The sequence below is a fragment of the Evansella tamaricis genome (assembly GCF_019042215.1).
Classification (GTDB): Bacteria; Bacillota; Bacilli; order Bacillales; family Salisediminibacteriaceae; genus Evansella; species Evansella tamaricis.
Map to the genome: position 1 here is coordinate 1 of NZ_JAHQCS010000059.1, position 19,367 is coordinate 19,367.

Sequence of the window (19,367 nt, forward strand, 5' to 3'; positions counted from 1 at the left end):
TAAAGGCTAATGTTGATTTTTTAATAGGATGATTTTTAGCGAAATTTACGACACTCCTGCGGGAAAAGCGAGTTCAGGGGAGACCCCGCAAGGTGAGAAACACCGCGGAGGCTCCCGAACCGCCCGCGGCTAAGAAGATACTGCGAAGAATGAGCAGATGTCGCACTTGTGCCCGTGGTGAAAGGGAGTGAATTTCGCAAAAATCAACATTGAACGATAACAGAGCCTTTAAAAAAGGACCGACAGTTGTGGATAATAACCTCAACCCCATCGGTCCCTTTGTACTTATGACTATCTCTCTAGTGATCCTAGTCCGTTGTTAAGTGCCACCGCTAATTGGCCTCCAACACGGGCATTGTTTTCCACTAATGCAATATTCGTTTTTAATGTTTCTCCCTTACTAATATCCTTTAATCTGCTTAATAAAAATGGTGTTGTTTCCTTTCCTGTTATCCCTTGATCTCTGGCTTCTGACAATGCATCTTCAATTATTCCATCAACAACATGCTGCTCCATCTCAAATGTTTCCGGTACTGGATTACCCACTACTACTCCCCCTTGTAATCCAAGGTCCCATTTTGTTCTTAACATCCTTGCCGCTTCCTCAGCTGACTCCACATTCACATCTACACCAAATCCGCTTTTTTGTGTGTAAAATGCTGGGAAGTCATCTGTTTGATAACCAATAACCGGTACACCATACGTTTCCAAGTATTCAAGTGTCAAGCCAATATCTAAAATGGACTTTGCCCCTGCGCAAACAACCGCAACATTTGTTTTAGCCAATTCCTGTAAATCTGCAGAAATATCCATTGTTTCTTCGGCCCCCCGATGAACTCCACCAATACCACCGGTTACAAATACTTCAATTCCCGCGAGGTTTGCACAAATCATTGTGGCCGCTACTGTTGTAGCACCAGTATTTCCCCTTGCCAATACAACAGGTAAATCACGTCGACTCACCTTTGTCACTCCATCTTCCATTGCAAGTTTTTCCAGTTCTTCTTCGCTTAGACCCACTTTGATTTTTCCATCCATTAAAGCAATCGTCGCAGGAATAGCATCTTGTTCCCGAATAATTTGTTCAACTTGTTTAGCCATTTTAACATTTTGCGGATATGGCATGCCGTGGGATATAATAGTTGACTCTAACGCAACGATAGGTGCTCCAACTCTTTTGGCTTCTAATACTTCCTTTGAAAAAGTTATATAGTTCTTTAAGCTCATTTGTCATTCCTCCTAGGTTGTTTCTTTCATCTTCTGTGGTTATGAGATGATAGTATTGTATGTAATGCCTCTTCGGATAAGGTCTCGTTCACACTCTTGTCCGTTTCAACTGTTAATGCAGCACAGGCCAAACCATATTGACATGATTTTTCAATATTTTCTCCAGAAAATACTCCATATAGAAGACCCGCAACGAACGCATCTCCTGCACCAGTAACATCCTTGACGGTAGATGAAAACGAAGATGTTGTCCCAATCTCCCCATTGATGGAATAATAGGAGACACCTTTTCTCCCATGGGTAATAATAATGTTGTTGACTCCCAATAGAGTTATTTCTTTCATCGCTTCTTCCGTTGACAAGTTGGGATCAATACGGAATTGCTTTATTAAGGAGGCTAATTCTTCTTGATTACATATAATATAATCAACACCTGTAAGGTCATCTGGCATGCGATTCATCTTTTTAGCAGATACAGGAACAATCGCTGTCAGTAAATGATCTTTTTGCCGGTTTAAAATAATGCTGCTAATCACTTCTTTTGGAAAGTTCAAGTCCATTACTAGGATTTCAGCCGAACGGATGTGATTCCACTTTTCCGTTAAATCATCCAAACTTAAATTATCGTATATCTCCATATTAGCAAGGGCAAATAACATTTCACCCGTATCTCCCAGTACAGCAGTATAGGTTCCAGTCGTCCCTTTTAATTGAATAGAAGGAGAAATATCAACATAAGGGGTAACACTGTCTAGTACCTGTTCTCCCATCTTATCTAAACCTACTGCTGTTAGTAATGACGTTTTCAACCCTAATCTCCCTAGATTCTCTGCAATATTACGTGCCACTCCCCCTACAGATTCGGTAACATTTACAGGATTAGAATCGTACCACAAAAACTCTCCATTAACCCTGGCTTTCCGATCGACATTACCACCACCGATACACAAAATTCCCTTTTCTTCCCTTAAAACATATGCTCTTCCAACAATTTTCCCTTGTTTTACTAGTGCTGAAATATAACCTGCAACGGCAGATCGAGAGAGGTCTAAACGTTCAGCCAACTCCTGTTGAGAAATAAAAGGGTTAGCTTTAATCATTTCTAGAATTCGGTGATCTTTCCCCTTCATTTTGATTTTTCCCCCTTCCTAATGTCATTGATTCAAATACATTTAAACACTTGTCCATCAATCAGTCAATTGTTAATACTATAAACGAAACTTCAAACAGTTGTCACAAAAACATTGACATATAAACGGACTATTTAGGGAATAGGAACTTATGGTTTTATAAGGATACTTTTCTTCACTGCAATTAAGTTACTTTGATGTCATCATTTACTGCTATTGTTTGGAGGTGATCTGTAAAATATGATGAAGAAAAATCCTATTTATCGCATCTCTGTCATTATATTTATGTTCATAAAATTTTTATTGCAAATTTATCTATTTAAAAAAAGACATACTGTCTGGGACAAATTTACCCATAATGAATGGGAAGTGTTGCTTAAGAAACAGGCATCTGAGTATAGGGAAAAATCACTGAAATTAGAAGGATTAATGATTAAAGTAGGCCAGTTTCTAAGTACTCGTGCAGATATATTACCTAAATTATTTATTGAAGAATTAGATAATCTGATTGATAAAGTTCCTCCGCTTCCGCCTAAAGTCTCTAAAACCATTTTACAGAAAGAATGGAGATCACCAATAGAGTCGAAGCTTAGTTTTTTAAGTGAAGAACCTATTGCCTCTGCATCAATTGGAGATGTATATAAAGGGACGCTCCATAACGGTCAGGTAGTTGCGATAAAAGTTCAAAGAGACCAGATTGCCCGAATTATTCGTACCGATTTTAAAGCATTGAAAATTGTTTTATGGATTACCAGGAATTTTACGCCTTTGGGGAAAAATGCAGATTTAAAAGCATTGTATAAGGAACTGGTAACTATTATCAGTAATGAGTTGGATTACGAAAAAGAACTTCGCAATGGTTTATATTTTAAAGAAAAATTCAGTCACTGCACATCCTTGCATATTCCAATATATTATGAAGAGTATTCCACCTCTAAAGTACTTGTGATGGAATGGGTAGAAGGTACAAAAATTACAGACCTTTCCTTTTATAAAAAGCACTCGATTAATAAAAAGGAAGTTGCTGAACGCCTCTTTCATTTCTTTGTAAATCAATTACTGAAACATGGTACATTCCATGCTGACCCCCATCCAGGGAACATATTACTGAAAAAAGATGGGACAATTGCTGTCATTGATTTTGGAATGGTTGGTAATTTAGGAAAAGAAGATTCTCATTATTTCCGTAAGATGATACAAGGTTTTGTTTTTGGTGACTATGATCTAGTGATTGAGCAACTAGAACATCTTGGTTTTCTTCTCCCTCAAATGGATAAAACGAGACTGAAGATCATTCTAAAACATATGGTTGAAGCGTATGTCAATGATAAGGCGACAGTAATTAATTACGAAACGATGGAAAATATTTTTCAGGATATACAAGAACTTGTAACAAATCAACCTATTCAACTTCCTGCAGACTATGCATTTTTAGGTCGTGCAGCATCAATTGCACTTGGAGTTTTAATCAGCATAGATCGTGATATTAATTTTGTTGAACTTGGATCCCCTGTTGTTGAAGAATGGTTAAGAGAAGAGGAAGATCAAGGGGGAAAAATCCATATCACGATGATAAAGGACTATTTAAAACCATTATCAAACATTCCAAGTCAGTTAAATCGATGGTTTGATAGTCCTGAACTTCATACAAAGATGGAAGAACAGAAACAATGGAATCTTTACCAACATCAATTGCGTTTATTAACAATGATTTTCACCTTTATCTGTTTTATCGTCTCTTTCCTTTTACTTACACTTTCATTTTGGTTTGAAAAAAACCATTTGTATTCCTTATTCACATTAACAACTGGAGGGTTATTTTTAATGATTAGTATCCAAATCGTTGTACACCACCGTTGGATCAAACAACGTTCATTAAATAAAAGGAGGAATAAATAATGAATGATTTATTGAAGAAAGGATTTTTGTTAGGGTTAGGTGCAGCAGTAATGAGTAAGGAAAAAGTAGAAAATTATTTCCAAGAGTTGGTTGCGAAAGGAAAATTAACACCCAAAGAGGCCGATGATTTATACGAATCATTATTAAGGAAGGGGGAAGAAACTGGGGACAAATGGAATCGCAGGTCAAAAGAACGGATTCACAATATTTTAACTGATCTGGATATGGTCACAAAAGAGGAATGGCTAGAACTAAAATCACGTTTAGATATGTTAGAAGAACGGTTAGATGCTTTTATGGAGGAAGATAAAAAATAATAACCAACTTCCCCCTTGCATATTGATCTTGTGTTAACGAACTCTAACAGAGAGCACAGTAACTTGGGAGGGTAACATATTATGGATATAACAAAGCTTCAACCAGGTGACACGGTTTATGTCATCTGTCGAAACCCCCACACACAATCAGTGGCTCAAATCCAGGAAGCATCTGTTGTTGACCATCCAGATCGCCCTGGGAGGACTGTACTTTTTCTGTTTGAGGAGTATTTTCCTTTAACCGATGACTATGCCATGTCTACAAGCTACGAAGAAGCAAAGGAAATGTACAATATGTACTTTAATGAAGAAGATTACGACACATTATCATAAAACAGATTACAATGAACAAGATCGAAAAGCATAATAATTAAATAACAGAAGGTGTAATGCATCATGACTACAATGACAAAAAGAAGAACGATTAAACCTTTTGTCCCACAGTTAGTATATATTGAACCAGGTGCCCTAGAATACGAACGGGGAATGGCTCTGAAAAAGAAATTTGAAAAAATGGGACTGGAAATACGTGAAACCACTTCCCATAACCAAGTACGTAATATACCTGGAGAAAATGACTTGCAAAAATATAGGAATGCTAAAGCTACCGTGGTGGTTGGTGTCAGAAAAACGCTAAAATTTGATACTTCAAAACCATCAGCAGAATATGCTATTCCTCTGGCAACAGGGTGTATGGGACACTGTCAATATTGCTATTTGCAAACAACGATGGGAAGTAAACCGTATATAAGAACTTACGTTAACGTGGAAGAAATATTGGATGCGGCGCAAAAATATATGGATGAACGCTCACCGGAGGAAACCAGGTTTGAGGCAGCCTGTACATCAGATATTGTTGGTATTGATCATCTGACTCACTCTTTAAAACGTGCAATCGAATTTTTCGGTCAAACAGAACATGGTAAGTTACGTTTTGTGACAAAATACCACCATGTAGATCACTTGTTGGATGCGGATCATCAGGGGAAAACAAGATTCCGGTTTAGCATCAATGCAGATTATGTAATCCGAAACTTTGAACATGGGACATCACCTTTAATTGACCGCATCGGAGCAGCGGAAAAAGTTGCAAGAGCTGGTTATCCGTTAGGATTTATCGTAGCACCAATTTATCTTCATGAAAACTGGAAGGAAGGGTATGAACAGATGTTCCAAAAATTAGAAGAGACCCTCCCGGATGATGTGAAAGATGATATAACATTTGAATTGATTCAACACCGTTTTACTAAACCAGCAAAAAAAGTTATACAAAAAAATTATCCCATGACGAAATTGGAATTAGATGAGGATAAACGAAAATATAAGTGGGGAAAATACGGAATAGGAAAATACGTTTATAAAAACGATGAACAGGAAGACTTAAAAGAGACGTTGCATCAGTATATTGACCGGTATTTCCCAGAAGCAAAAATTGAGTATTTCACTTAGTAAAACAAGGAATTGTAAGTTTTCAAAACCAAAAAACCGTGCTTACTAACAGCTGAGTAAGTACGGTTTTCTCTATAGACAATGTAGTAACTCTATGTTTCATTTTTCCCCAACAAGCAAATAGCCACTTATATAAGAAAAGCACAAGCGCCAATTCTTATCTTTCAAACAAAAAACTGTGATGAATTTATCATTCCCGACAGAAGCCTCCCTCTTCAAACCGTAACTGTGCGATAGAGAATGAGGTTAAGGGGGAGATGAGTGGTGGGTAGTTCAAGAATCAATCCACTGATCTCGGAGGGACTCCACTTCTTTCCATGTAATCCAGGCATTGTTCATTCTTTCCCGTTCAAAAGGTGTCAAAGGAGCATCGGATTGAAGTATTTCTGTTACTTCAGCAGTGGACAAACGACTCCATTCAGCCACCTCTTCGAGAGATAATTTTCCGTTTTCTATGATCTTTTGCAGATTTATAATTACCTTTTCCCGTTTTACTTTTTTGGCTTCCTTAAGATGATCCAGCTCGAGGAGTACATTGGAAAAAGGGATAAAATCCAAATCATGGATTAGCAGTTTTCTTGATACTAATTGACTAAATCTTTTTGCCCGATCTGCTGCAATGGCCGTATATGATTCCTTATTACCAAAGGATTTTGTTCCTGAAGAGGTATGTCTCGTCGGAAAAGGAATCGACCTTTTCTCCAATTCGTGCTTTAAAAATATTATCTCAGAGCCCCATTCCACCGGAAATTCATGTCTTTTACTATTTTCCTGAAAAATATTAATTGACTCATGGTTCCAGACGATCCAGGGAATCTCCCCTAACTGAGCATGCCAATGATTAAATTTTTCCATCACTTTAGGGAATGGTTGTGCCAACCACCAATTAGGATAATTCGGATGGTTAGCTCGTTTCTTTTTCCAATGTTGAAATACAGGGCGAATAAAAGAATGGAATGTTCCCCCTGTAACAATGATCCCATCAACTAAATGAAGTTGAACGGCAGCAAGCTCCGTCATTTCTTTAAAACTTTCTTTTCCTGTACCTCTGCTGGAACCGATTTCTACTAGAATGGCTTTCAATTGAGAGCACTCTCCCCTATGATTGTCTTCTTACTTCATAGAACGCCAATTCCAGTCCTTTAGTTTCAAAGATGCAGAAAAACCTTAGATTGCATTTGTGCTATAGTTTTTTAACCATTACTAAACATGGATTACTCTCTCCCCATAGATCTGTTAATAATTGAACCCCTACAAATCCCATGTTTTCATAAAATATCCTCGTTTTTCGATAATGTGGATCAGGATGAGAACTACTTAATGTTTTAACTGTCAGATACTTTTTCCCGTGCATGAGTGCTGTTCGTTCCACTTCTGTAACTAACATTTTTCCAATTCCTTGCCGATGATAATTCGGGTGTACTGCAATTAAATGAATTTCATCAGCATCCGCAGTCTGCTCGGTAACTGAAACAAAAGCAATGATTTCATCATTTTTTTCAGCAGCATACATTACCACACTTTCCACTTCGTCCACATAATTTCTGATGGCATATTCTATTCCAAACCATTCGGGAAGCAATCTTAACAGACGGTTACAGATGACTTGTTTTTGTTCGCTACATGTTATCTCCAATAATTTCAATTTCGGTTCACCTTTCTTATATAAAAGAAACTAGACAATTAAGTCCAGTTTCTTTAATTTATTTGACAATATTTGTTTAAGAAAGCCAGTTTTTTAGAGGTAGTAAATACTTATTTCAACAATTGTTTCATACGGTCAGACATTTCGTCTATTTCAGCTATTTTTTCAGCCATATACGAGATTTTAGCATTCTGCTCTTCCACACTTGCTAACACTTCTTCTACAGAGGCACTTAACTCTTCCGAGACACTTGAAACAGAATTAATCTCATCCACCATATTACTGGATGACTTTGTCAGAAGCGTTACTTTCTCTTCCATTTCCTTCGTCCTGTTCCGAACAGCACTAACATGGTTTTCAATATCATGGAAGATATCTCCCGTTTCATTCGCAAGTTTTTCCCCTAACTGGAATGTGGATTCCCCTTCTGACACCCTGTTCGCAGCAGATTTTGCCTTAGCTTGGATAGTATGTAAAATTTGTGATATTTCATCTGTAGATTGAAGAGAATGTTCTGCTAAGTTTCGAACTTCCTGCGCAACAACTGCAAATCCTCGACCACTCTCTCCCGCACGAGCAGCCTCAATCGCTGCATTCAAGGCAAGTAGATTTGTTTGATCAGCAATGTTTGAAATTGTCTTTAAAATATCTCCAACATTGGAAGTCGCTTCAGTCAGTTCCTTCATCTCTTCTGCCGTTAGGCGAATGATTCCGTTGACTTCTTTCATCTGATCTTGTAATTGGACGACTTTATCAGTACCACTGTGAACCAGTGTTGTCGTCTCGATGGCACTACTATTCATTACTTTTGATCCATCAGATACAACATTAACCTCCTGATCTATGGAAACGATAGAACTGCTCATTTCCGTTGCACTGTTTGCCTGACTTTCAACACCACCAGCAATTTCATTAAACGTAGTCGTCAGTTCTGTTGAGAATTGATTAGTAGCTTTAGAATGATCCAGTAATTCTTCACTGAGTTGGTCAAGACTTTCCACTGTCAGACGTACCTGTCCAACCATTTTTTCCAGTCCCTCTTTTGTTTGCATTGCTTCCTCTATCAAGGCTAGGGAGTTCACCTGCAATTGTTGACCTATTCTGCTCTGAGCAATAAGTACAAAAGTAACCAATATAAATAATAGATTTAGGGTTATTAGAACCGTACTGTTATAGTTAACAATATGTTCTTCACCGAAAAAGAAAACAAAATAGTTTGTTACTAGAAGACCGATGACCCCTGAAACGATAATATATTTAAAGTGAAAATATAATGTTGCAAGTACTAAACTGAAGTAAACAATTAAATAGGATGAAACGGAAGGATTAAATGTAATAAGGGCAAACGATATTAATCCGAGACTAAAGATGATAATATAAGGAATGAAATGAATCTTCCAATTCTTAAAATGGAGAATAAAGCTGATGAATGATGCGGCCAAACCATTAATAAAGATGATACCAACAGAAAGAATTGGTGATCCACTTAAATATACAACAACTGTACTGAGGATACTGGCAAATAGAAATAAACGAATTAATAGCCAATTCCGCTGTTTCAATACACTCTCTTTTTGATCCATAGATGATCCCCCCAATGTAAACTGTTCTTTCTTTTTATTCTAGTGATTTCGACATTTTTTTACAACGATTCGTCGTAATTAAATAGTAGGTCTTTTTTATTTCCTTTTTTTATTTGACTTTCCATTGTTTTGCTAGACAGTTTTTCATGATGGGACTCATCTTTTAAGAATGAATTCGACAGTTGATAAAATATGGAGTTCTGCTGAATCATACACATGAATGGAAGTGTCTTGAGTATCAAGTAATAGATTAAGTTCAGTACATCCTAGGACAACACTATCAATCTCTTTATATTTATTTATTAGTTTCTGAAGATACTTTTTCGAACCACTATTAGATATACCAAGGCAAAGCTCTTCGAAGATGATCCGGTTTACTTCCTCCATATCTTGTTCCTCAGGTACCGTTACATAAAGTCCGTATTGCTCTAATTTATTTATCATAAACGGTTCGGACATGGTATATTTGGTTCCTAAAAGTAAAACATGCCGGTGACCGTTAAGACGTAAGACATTTCCAGTTACTTCTCCTATATGCAAAAAGGGAATGTGTATGGCAGATGTAATATAATCGGCTACTTTATGCATTGTATTTGTACAAAGGATAATTCCTTCTGCGCCTGCACTTTCTAGATTTTGTGCTATTTTCCCTAAATACTGTCCTGCTTTATTCCATTCCCCTTTCCTTTGCCATGTCTCCACAGGTGCAAAGTCTACACTGTGCAATAAACAATCCGCGGAATGAAGCCCCCCCAATGTATCACGAATTTCCTCATTGATGCGGCGATAATAAGTAATGCTTGATTCCCAACTCATACCACCTATAAGACCAATCTTCCTCAAGAAAAATCCCCCTCTTTCTTTCGTAATTCCGTTACCAGATTAAACGATATTCAACCGAATCAGCGATGGGTTTATAACCAATTTTCATGTAAATGCTGTTTGAGGTAGGGTTCGCTAAATCCGTATAAAGGGTACAAAATGAAAAACCTTCTTGAAGAAGCCTCTCACTAAGAGAGGATACACACGTAGTTGCATATCCCTGATTTTTATATTCATCTGGTGTGTATACAAGGTTTATCACTATACCATGTTTCGTCTCTCGGGCCCTCTTTGCCATGGAAACAGGGGTTCCTCTCACATTTCTCCACAGAAAAATACGATTGGATTTTACTTCTCTCTTTGCAAATTCCTCTGCTTGGGCTCTGTCAATTGGATGAAGTGCTTCCCTATGAAAATACTGAATCCACAAAGTAACGAGTGCAATGTCATCTTCCGTTGCATAACATAATCTGCCATTACTCCGTGGAACAGGAATCAGTTGGTCCAGCAAGTAGATTCTTTGTTTCATAGATAACTCCACCTTACATCTCAGCATATCCCCTAATTCTTTCACAAATGAATTTACGACAGAGGAACATCCAACCACTCCGGGAAAAACATAATTGTTTTCTACGATCCAACTTGCTGCATTTGCAGAAACACCCTCTTGCCCACATACAATGAGATAATGAGAAGGAGAAGTCTGGACCATCACAAAACAGATCAATCCATCTTTCTCCCCGACAGCTAATAAAGGTTCTATCTGTTTCCTTTGCTTTTCATCCTCCGTTAACCGATAAAGTAGACCGAGCGGCAAATTATTGATTGCTTCTTGTTGCATCAAATACTCCTCAACTTTATTAAGCATAGCAGTAGGTGATGTATATGCCTGAAACTCCATAGTCCCCTCTCCTTTATTCCCTTTACTGTCTAATCCATCCTGTCTTCCTTTTTTGGAAGAGCAATCTGCCCCTTCTTCGATTGATTCCTTAACCGCTCTCTAATGACCTCAGACAACCTTCCTGCGGGATAAGGTTTTGTGAAATAATCTTCAATACCATATAATTTTGATTTGTCTATTACTTCGTCTAATGCGGAAGAAATAAATACAGGGATGTTTTTCCATTTTTTGTTTTGTTTTAACTTTCTGAGAAACTCCCATCCATCCGTCTCCCCTTGAAACATTAAATCAAGAACGATGCCATCTGGCAGTACCTCTCCCATTGTCATAAGTGCTTCCTCTGGATCATAGAAATGAATTACTTCAAAACCATGATTATTTAACTCTTCTGTTAACAGCATGGCTAAACTGCTGTCATCTTCCACCACCATCACCAAATCTTTGTCGGTCACACTAATATTTTTAACCTTATTGTCTTGAACAAGTTCTTCTTCCCAAACCGGGAATCTAATAAGAAATGTACTACCTTCTCCTATCTTTGATTCCACCACAAGCATACCTTCATGCGCCATAATGATTTCCTTTGCTATGGCCAACCCTAGCCCAGTTCCACCGATCTTCCGGGTAGCACTATTATCCACCCGATAAAATTTATTAAATAATTTTGGAATATCCTTTTCCGGTATCCCTATACCTTCATCCATTATCTTTGTAATAAGCTGATTTTCTTCTTTTGTAACCGAAAGCTGAATCCTCCCTCCATTTGGAGAAAACTTCACAGCATTACTGACAAAGTTCATGTACAATTGAGTTAACTTTTCCTTATCACCATAGACTTTGCCCAAATCTTCTTTCAAAAGAATAAACTCATGATCAGGATGACTAAGTTTAAAGACGTCTATCACATCTTTTAAAATATCAACTAAATAAACGGCTTCCTTTTGATATTTAAGAGTACCACTTTCCATTTTTTGAAGGTCTAAAAAGGCATTAATTAAATTGGTGAGCCGGTTTGCTTCCTTATAAATGGTTTGAATATATTTTTTTTGCCTTTCTGGCGATAATTCCTTTTCTAAAAGCAACTCCGCAAATCCTAAAACACTGGAAAGTGGGGTTCTTAACTCATGACTGACCGTACTTACCAATTCTGTTTTCATCTCATCGATTTCATACTGCTTCGTAATGTCCCGATGGACAAAAATGGTCCCCACCTGTTCTTCTCCACGAAAGACCGGGGATGCATAAACATCTACAACCAAATTTCTTACTGTTTTATAACGGTACTGTCGAATCCCAGGATGGTTCCTTTCAATTGCCTCTTGAAAAAAGGAGTGAACTTCTTTTGCCGTTTGTGGATCCTTAATTACGGCATTTTCAATAAAAAAGTGAACCCATTGAGAAAAACTTCGATCTTCAAGGTTTTCCAATTTTTTACATTGTACTAAATCACAAAATTTTTCATTAAAATGGATAAGCATACCTTCGCTATTAACGAATTGAATTCCTTCATTTACATGATCGATAATATCCTGATTTAATTGACGCTCCGTTTCCGCCTTTTCATGCCTTACTAAAAGTTCTTGATTTTTTTGATTCACCGTTTTTGCCATTGTTATGAACGATTTGGCAAGCATCCCCATCTCGTCCTTTCGATAGGCCGCATTTAAATGAATATCTTCTCCTCTAGCAAGGGCATCTGACGCTTCGGTCAATTCTTCAAGTGGTGAGCTAATGTATCGTAATATTCTTGATGTGGTTAATACAAAGACAAGTAAAACAAAAGCTGTTAGAGCAAGGAGAATCCTTCTTTGTCGTTGAACTTGTAGTAACAATAGATCATGGATATCTTTTCGTGATTCCACTGCCGCTTGTAAGTATAACTCCATATAATTAATAAAATCATTAACTTCCTGCATTGGACCGTTATTTCCAAACTGCCTTAATGATTCATAATCGTTTGCCTTTACATAGGCGATCGCTACTGGCAATATTTCTTCTGTGTAACTTAAATAAAAGGCATTTAGTTCCGTTTCTAATTCGGTAATATCGGAGTCATAAGGCAATTCCTTTAAAGCTTTTATACTATGATTCAGAGATTCCAACTCAATATATAGTTGTGTTAGCTCTGATTCATTCTGAAAGGCATAAAATCCCCGTGCTCTCATAATAACTTTGTTTAAATGATATTCAATTTGCTGCAGAACTTCTTCCTTCATCTCTATTTCATTTCTTTTTTCCATTAACTCATTTTGTGTCTGAGCATGATTATAGGTAATTGCTGATCCAATTACGATAAAGAGAAAAGATATGCAAACAATTGGTAGGAAATACCGTTTTCTCAATCCAAAAAATGGTTTTTGTCTCTTTCTAAACATGAAAAATTTCCTCCACCAATTCTTGTAACTTCATTGGGCGAAATGGTTTTTCCATAAAATAATCGGCCCCCACCGCCAATAGCTCTTCTTTATCCTTTTGTTGACTTCTTGCTGTTAACATTAGAACCGGTATATCCTTCTTGACTGTGGATTCTTTCAATTTTTTTAATACCTCAACTCCAGTCATTCCCGGCATCATATAGTCTAATATGATTAAGTCATACGAGTTCTTTTGGATAACCTCCCACGCTTCTTCTCCATCCTCCGCTTCCTCAATGGAAAAACCAAGGTCCTCTAATGTATCAGCAATTAGCATTCTTAACACTTCTTCATCGTCTACAATTAATATTTTTTTCATATACGTTCCCCCTTTCTTCCACTTTTAGTTTTGGAGGATCTCAAATTCTGTTTCTTTTAGCCAGATGACACACCTTTTCTTTTCATATCTCCCCAATCATGTTTTCTGCGAATGGCACTTATAATTCCTTCCACTCTCCATAATACCGTTAATGGTCTGTACCAGAAGGTCTCCGTGAATGACCAAAGGAATAATTTGATCAAATGCCATGGTTTAGGGTAACGTTTGTACCCCCATTCCTCTAACAATACTGCAGAGATCGAAAATAAAGTTCCGTAAAAAAAGGCTACTGCAAACATGAGAAGGGCCACTTCTAGATGGATAACCCCAAAAAGAAGGCCTGCTACTAGTAAAACATATCCCAGCAATTCAATCACCGGACCTAACCATTCAATTAGTACATAATAGGGAAGTGATACCATTCCAACCCCTTTATATTTAGGTCTAAATAGCATCTTTCGATGGTAAAAAATTGTCTCTGTTAGTCCTTGATGCCAACGTTTCCTCTGTTTTCGTAATACTCTGGCAGTTGTGGGGACTTCTGTCCAACAAACTGGGTCAGCAATATATTCTATCCGTTCTTTCGATTTGGATTCTTTTAATAACCGATGGAGACGGACAACTAATTCCATGTCTTCCCCAACGGTTGTCGTTCTATATCCACCTGCTTTTATGACCCATTCCTTTTGAAAAATCCCAAATGCCCCTGAAATAATAAGGAGCCAATTAAACCGCGTCATACTAATTCTTCCAATTAAGAACGCCCGCAGATAATCAATTACTTGCATGATAGCAAATGGGTTCTTCGGTGGGCTAACTTGTTCAATACTTCCCCGATGGATTTTACAGCCGTTCGCAACGCGAATTGTACCTCCCGTAACGATGACATTTCCATCAGAATCCATAATCGGTTTCATTGTTTTTAATAATGCATATCTCTCTATAATGGAATCGGCATCCATCGCACAGAAATAAGGATATTTGGAAACGTTAATGCCACAATTAAGGGCATCTGCCTTACCTCCATTCTCTTTTTTTACCAAAAAAACATGTGGTACGGTAGTGGATTGACAGATGCCGACAATTTCTTTCGTAACTACGTGATTACGTATTGCCCTACTGCTTTCAACCATATCAAAATGGTCGATCATTCTCTTGCTTGTTTCGTCTTTTGAACCATCATCAACGACGATAATCTCATATTCAGGGTAGTAAATACTCAGTAAGGAGCGTACCGTTGGAACAATCCCAATTTCCTCATTATAAGCAGGCACAATAATGGATAAGGGATATGTATCCACACTTTCAATCGTATCTTCAATCGGCTCGTGAGGATCAATATCTTTTTCCTTCCAAATTTTTTTTAATGCGAGTAAGAAAAACATAGAATAAATAGTAATAATGACAAAAAAATAGGCTACGATCGTGATGGCAACCCAATTAAGAATCAAACTAAGGGTCTCCATTTTAGCTTCCCCCTAAAGAAATCCAATGATTAGTTATTTCTTTTACGTTTTGACGTTCACTATTTTCATATAAATAGCTTAAAATTACATCCCCGTCAGTAAACTTGCTTAATGCTTCTGATGCTGCGAATTGGACCCACCACTCTTTATCTGATTCCACTAATACAACTAGGTCCTTTTTGAACCGACTTAATTTAAATCTTCCTGCAATTTTCGCAGCAGTCATTCGTTCCGCCCAAATGTCAGAATGTAAAAAATGAGATAAGCGATCTGGATTTGGAAAATACCCAATACTAAGGAGCGCTTTTAAGGATTGTATTCTTACTTCTTCCTCGTCATGTTCTAGGGAATTTTCCACAAATGGAATATTCTCCATTCCCTTTTTTTCGCTTATCACACTCAGCAGGGCTAAATGCAACGGGACTGGGAGATCCGAACCTGAACTAATTAATTCTTCAATATAAGCTTGATCCAGTCTTCGAAGAATTTCTTTAAGGAAGATGACAGATGCTTTATTCAATCTACGGATTAATCCAAGAACTCTCTTATCTTGTATACTGGCTAACGTTCTTAGTCGCTGTTTCAACTCTTCATCAAGACTAACAGGAGCGTTCTTCGGAATTCCGGCAAAAACTTCATCCTTCAACGAAGTTATCTTGAAATCTTCAATAAAATACAAAGCATTCATTCGGTCAGACCATTTTCTGCTTTTTAAAAGAGTGGCATATCGATCCCTTAGGACTTCTTCTGCCAAGGCGTAAATTCGATCGATGGTGTCATCCATATTAAAAATCCGCAAATATTGATTTAGTGATTCTTCGATAATTTCTTTTTTTGCCACATTATCATTTAATAGTCTTGTCTGGATTGGTTCATTATTGCGAATATATTGGTCTAAAAAGGGAACAATTTTCGCTTTCAGTTTTTCCTTTCTCTCCTCTCTTTTATTTAATTGATGTTTAGAAATAACCATATAAATCATCAGAGAGAATTGGGTTAAAAGGAGAATAAAAATCATTATACTTACCAACTTTAATATCATTATCTTATCCATACCCTTCTCATCAGCCGCTTTATTCTCGAAGATAACTCATTAATTTTAAACGGTTTAATCATATAATCATCTGCCCCAATCTCAAGGGAGCGTACGATTTCCTGTTCACTTTTTCTAGCGGTTAACATGATAACGAGCATTTCTCTGTCAGGATAATTAGCGCGAAGGATTTTTAATAATTCCATCCCATCTAATTTAGGCATCACACCATCGAGAAGGAATAAGTATTTTTGATGGGAATGATACCAATTTGCCTCCAACAATTCGCTACCATCCTTGTACGTATGCACTATTATCTCCCAATCATTAAAATGTTCATTTGAAAAATGACTTCTTAGAATGTCTCTTATAATAGGATCATCATCAACAATGATGATGTTAAGTGTTTTCTTAATTGGTCCCTGTTGCTGATTGTATATACTGACTTGATTCCTGCCATTGTTTTTTGATTTGTATAAGGCTAAATCCGCTTCTTCCATTAATACCTTCAATGGCTGTGTTTCGTTAGATACTTCCGTTATCCCCGCAGAGAAAGTAACAAAAAAATGATTATCTTTCATTTCAAAAGGAATTTTTGAAAAACCTTCCCTTAGTCTGTTAATAAACAAATTTGCCTGATTAGTATTTGTTTGCGGTAATAACATACAAAATTCTTCGCCACCAACTCGAATCAAAGTATCCATTTTTCGTTTATTCTCATTAATAAAAGTGACAAACTGTTTTAATACCCTGTCACCTGTCATATGCCCATAATGATCGTTCACTTTTTTAAAATGATCTAAGTCGATCATCACAACTGAAAATGCCTTTTTCTCCCTTGTATAGTCATTGAAAATCTTTTGAAACTCATGATCTAAATATTTTTTGTTAAATGCACCAGTTACCTCATCAATCATAAGGGACTTTGTGAAGTTTTTTCTCAATTCAATTCTGTTTTTAAGTAGTGCTTGAAGCACTTCAAATTTAGTATCCATTGTTATCACATCCGAAACACCCATTTGATAGGTTCGAATAATTTTATCACTATCCGTCTCATGAGTAATTAAAACAACAGGTGTGAAGTATGGTTTACTTAAATACAGTAATTTTTTCAAATAAACGGCTGCCCCTAAATCTATTTGCTTCTTCCTGGTTATAATTAAATCAATATTCTCTGTGAATATCCATTCCCTAATTTTTTCTTCTGATACTGCCCCCACTACAAGGAAACCACTTCTATCCAGTTTAGTCTTTAATCCTTCAAGAGCATCGATATTTTCATCAACGATGAGGATCATTGCATTTTCATTGTTTATTTGTGGCATTATATCGTCCTGAGGATCATCAATCTCTTTTACAGGTATTAGAGAAGCTAAGAGAGATAAATTCTCTATCCATTCACTTAACGGCTTACTCCTTGTAGATTCGGGAGACAAGGAAAGTAATTTCTCTTCCACTTCTTCTGATAACTTCTCTAAACCGATGGACCCTGCAGTTCCCTTAATATTATGTAAGAATAAATACATTTCCCTCTCTTCAATAAAATCCTTTGCGTTCAAATTCCCAAGTTGTCTAACCACTCGTTCAAAAAATCGTTTTTCATATTTTGAAGTCTCTTTCAAAGGAAATAACCTCCCTTATCGGTAGAATAATCAAGTCCCGTTCATTATAATGAATTAATAGTTTTCCCTAAAGTGTTCACAAAATGTTAGGGGACCTGGTCCCCTAACATTTTGTGAACACTTTTGACATTATTATACATGGAAACTCTGTGATAATCAGCAATATCCGACATTTTTCTTGGTGTCTTCTAAGAAAAGCGCAAGCGCCTATGAACACGAGCGTAGGGCAGTGGAGGAATGACAACCTGAAGTCCGCTCTTTGACTTCAGTTGTCACTTCCGAAGTGCCCCGCAGCGAGTAGGCGCTGGAGCTAGACAACTTGCCCGAAGGTGCAAAAAAACTTATAAATTCTTATCTTTTAAAAAAGTAACGTCCACTTTCTTTAGGACGTCACTCACTACTTTTCTTTTAATTCTGTTCGGTCAATATTAATGGTCCTTCTTTAGCGATCACAATAGTGTGTTCGTATTGAACAGAAATACTTCCATCTACCGTCCTTGCTGTCCATCCATTACTGTCCATTTGCGAAGCCCAAAACCCTGTATTGATCATTGGCTCAATTGTAATGACCATTCCCTCTTTAAACCTTTGGCCACGTCCCCTTTTTCCGAAGTGAGGTATATTTGGTTCTTCGTGTATAGTTGGGCCTATTCCATGTCCTGCAAAATCCCTTACGATACCGTAATTTAACGGTTCAATAAATTCCTGAATGGCTGCACCCACATCACCTACACGATTCCCAACGAGAGCCTCTTTAATTCCCACATACAGGGCATCCTTAGTAGCCTTACATACTTGTAGTATTTCTTCTGATACGTCCCCAACCGTGTATGTCCAGGCAGAATCGGCTAGTCCTCCATTTAAGTTCGTTACAAAATCAATCGTAACGACATCACCATTTTTTAAAGGTGTTTTCCTGGGAAACCCATGACAAATTTCATCATTGATAGAGGCACAAGTGGCATACTCATATCCTTTGTAGCCTTTTTGAGCAGGTAATGCCCCGTTTTTTTTCATGTAATCTTCAACAAAGGTATCGATCTCGAGCGTACTGATTCCTGGTTGAATTAGTTTCCCTATCTCCTGATGGATCTCAGCAACAAGTTTTCCCGCGCCCTTCATTAACTCTATTTCCCTTTCCGATTTAAGTTGAATCACTAATTTAACCCCTTTTCCCGATTGCTTTTTATTTATTTTAACATATGATAAGCAATTTATTTTGTTATAGCCCCTTTGTCATAGGGGAGAATTACTGGTCTCTATGGAGAGCTTATAATTCCCTATACGAAAAGCGCAAGCACCAATGTGCCTTCCTCTACTCGTATTTCAAGAAGTGGATCCGTTCATCGGGCAGAGCGCCACGTCCTGTGGCATGCCGAAGGTGCTAAAGCGTATTAATTCTTATCATTTAAAAACTTTTGCTTTCTAACCTTTCAAAATAAAAGAAGAGGCTGGGACAAGAGTGTTTTAATCAATGAAAATCCGAACGAACTGATAATTGCTGCAATCATTAGCTACGGAAATATACTTCGCTTTCCGC

Annotated in this window: 17 protein-coding genes; 4 read left to right on the forward strand and 13 right to left on the reverse strand. The window is 37.3% G+C overall.

The window, feature by feature from the left end; all coding sequences use genetic code 11:
- Positions 1-291: 291 nt before the first annotated feature.
- Together KS419_RS05305 and KS419_RS05310 are read right to left on the reverse strand one after the other, a co-directional pair.
- Positions 292-1,227 (reverse strand): pseudouridine-5'-phosphate glycosidase, encoded by a 936-nt coding sequence (locus KS419_RS05305; RefSeq protein WP_217065034.1) that lies wholly within the window; start codon positions 1,225-1,227, stop codon positions 292-294.
- Positions 1,228-1,253: 26 nt separating this feature from the next.
- Positions 1,254-2,357 carry a carbohydrate kinase gene (locus KS419_RS05310; protein ID WP_217065035.1) on the reverse strand — a complete coding sequence of 368 codons (1,104 nt, stop codon included), beginning with the start codon at positions 2,355-2,357 and terminating at the stop codon, positions 1,254-1,256.
- Positions 2,358-2,597: 240 nt separating this feature from the next.
- Between KS419_RS05310 and KS419_RS05315 the strand changes: the two genes are divergently transcribed.
- From KS419_RS05315 to splB, 4 genes are all read left to right on the forward strand, one after another.
- Entirely contained in the window at positions 2,598-4,256 is a 1,659-nt protein-coding gene (locus KS419_RS05315; protein WP_217065036.1) for an ABC1 kinase family protein, read from the forward strand.
- Positions 4,256-4,573: a phasin family protein gene (locus tag KS419_RS05320; RefSeq protein WP_217065037.1), complete on the forward strand. Its 318-nt coding sequence runs from the start codon at positions 4,256-4,258 to the stop codon at positions 4,571-4,573. The genes KS419_RS05315 and KS419_RS05320 overlap by 1 nt, the downstream gene beginning before the upstream one ends.
- Before the next feature lie 81 nt (positions 4,574-4,654).
- A complete protein-coding gene (locus tag KS419_RS05325; RefSeq protein WP_217065038.1) occupies positions 4,655-4,906 on the forward strand; it encodes a transcriptional regulator SplA domain-containing protein in 252 nt (83 codons plus the stop codon).
- 72 nt (positions 4,907-4,978) lie between these two features.
- On the forward strand, positions 4,979-6,022 hold the full coding sequence (gene splB / locus KS419_RS05330) for a spore photoproduct lyase (protein ID WP_217065050.1): 1,044 nt from the start codon (positions 4,979-4,981) through the stop codon (positions 6,020-6,022).
- A gap of 273 nt (positions 6,023-6,295) precedes the next feature.
- Here the strand turns inward: splB and KS419_RS05335 are convergent, their stop codons facing one another.
- The 11 genes from KS419_RS05335 to map form a co-directional block, all read right to left on the reverse strand.
- Positions 6,296-7,105 (reverse strand): hypothetical protein, encoded by an 810-nt coding sequence (locus KS419_RS05335; protein ID WP_217065039.1) that lies wholly within the window; start codon positions 7,103-7,105, stop codon positions 6,296-6,298.
- A 100-nt stretch (positions 7,106-7,205) separates the two neighbouring features.
- Positions 7,206-7,667 carry a GNAT family N-acetyltransferase gene (locus tag KS419_RS05340; protein ID WP_217065040.1) on the reverse strand — a complete coding sequence of 154 codons (462 nt, stop codon included), beginning with the start codon at positions 7,665-7,667 and terminating at the stop codon, positions 7,206-7,208.
- Positions 7,668-7,777: 110 nt separating this feature from the next.
- Positions 7,778-9,250 carry a methyl-accepting chemotaxis protein gene (locus KS419_RS05345; protein ID WP_217065041.1) on the reverse strand — a complete coding sequence of 491 codons (1,473 nt, stop codon included), beginning with the start codon at positions 9,248-9,250 and terminating at the stop codon, positions 7,778-7,780.
- A gap of 156 nt (positions 9,251-9,406) precedes the next feature.
- The gene (locus KS419_RS05350; protein ID WP_217065042.1) at positions 9,407-10,093 is read right to left on the reverse strand and encodes an aspartate/glutamate racemase family protein; all 687 of its coding nucleotides are present in this window, start codon (positions 10,091-10,093) and stop codon (positions 9,407-9,409) included.
- 31 nt (positions 10,094-10,124) lie between these two features.
- Complete coding sequence (locus tag KS419_RS05355; protein WP_217065043.1) at positions 10,125-10,973, reverse strand: GNAT family N-acetyltransferase; 849 nt, start codon at positions 10,971-10,973, stop codon at positions 10,125-10,127.
- Between the two features lie 29 nt (positions 10,974-11,002).
- On the reverse strand, positions 11,003-13,348 hold the full coding sequence (locus KS419_RS05360; RefSeq protein ID WP_217065044.1) for an ATP-binding protein: 2,346 nt from the start codon (positions 13,346-13,348) through the stop codon (positions 11,003-11,005).
- Complete coding sequence (locus KS419_RS05365; RefSeq protein ID WP_217065045.1) at positions 13,341-13,706, reverse strand: response regulator transcription factor; 366 nt, start codon at positions 13,704-13,706, stop codon at positions 13,341-13,343. Before KS419_RS05365 ends, KS419_RS05360 begins: the two co-directional genes overlap by 8 nt.
- 56 nt (positions 13,707-13,762) lie before the next feature.
- Positions 13,763-15,172 (reverse strand): glycosyltransferase family 2 protein, encoded by a 1,410-nt coding sequence (locus KS419_RS05370; RefSeq protein WP_217065046.1) that lies wholly within the window; start codon positions 15,170-15,172, stop codon positions 13,763-13,765.
- A gap of 1 nt (position 15,173) precedes the next feature.
- Positions 15,174-16,226, reverse strand: a complete 1,053-nt coding sequence (locus tag KS419_RS05375; protein WP_217065047.1) for a HEAT repeat domain-containing protein — start codon at positions 16,224-16,226, stop codon at positions 15,174-15,176.
- Complete coding sequence (locus KS419_RS05380) at positions 16,214-17,827, reverse strand: diguanylate cyclase (protein WP_217065048.1); 1,614 nt, start codon at positions 17,825-17,827, stop codon at positions 16,214-16,216. Before KS419_RS05380 ends, KS419_RS05375 begins: the two co-directional genes overlap by 13 nt.
- Before the next feature lie 408 nt (positions 17,828-18,235).
- Entirely contained in the window at positions 18,236-18,985 is a 750-nt protein-coding gene (gene map / locus KS419_RS05385) for a type I methionyl aminopeptidase (RefSeq protein ID WP_217065049.1), read from the reverse strand.
- Between the last annotated feature and the right edge of the window lie 382 nt (positions 18,986-19,367).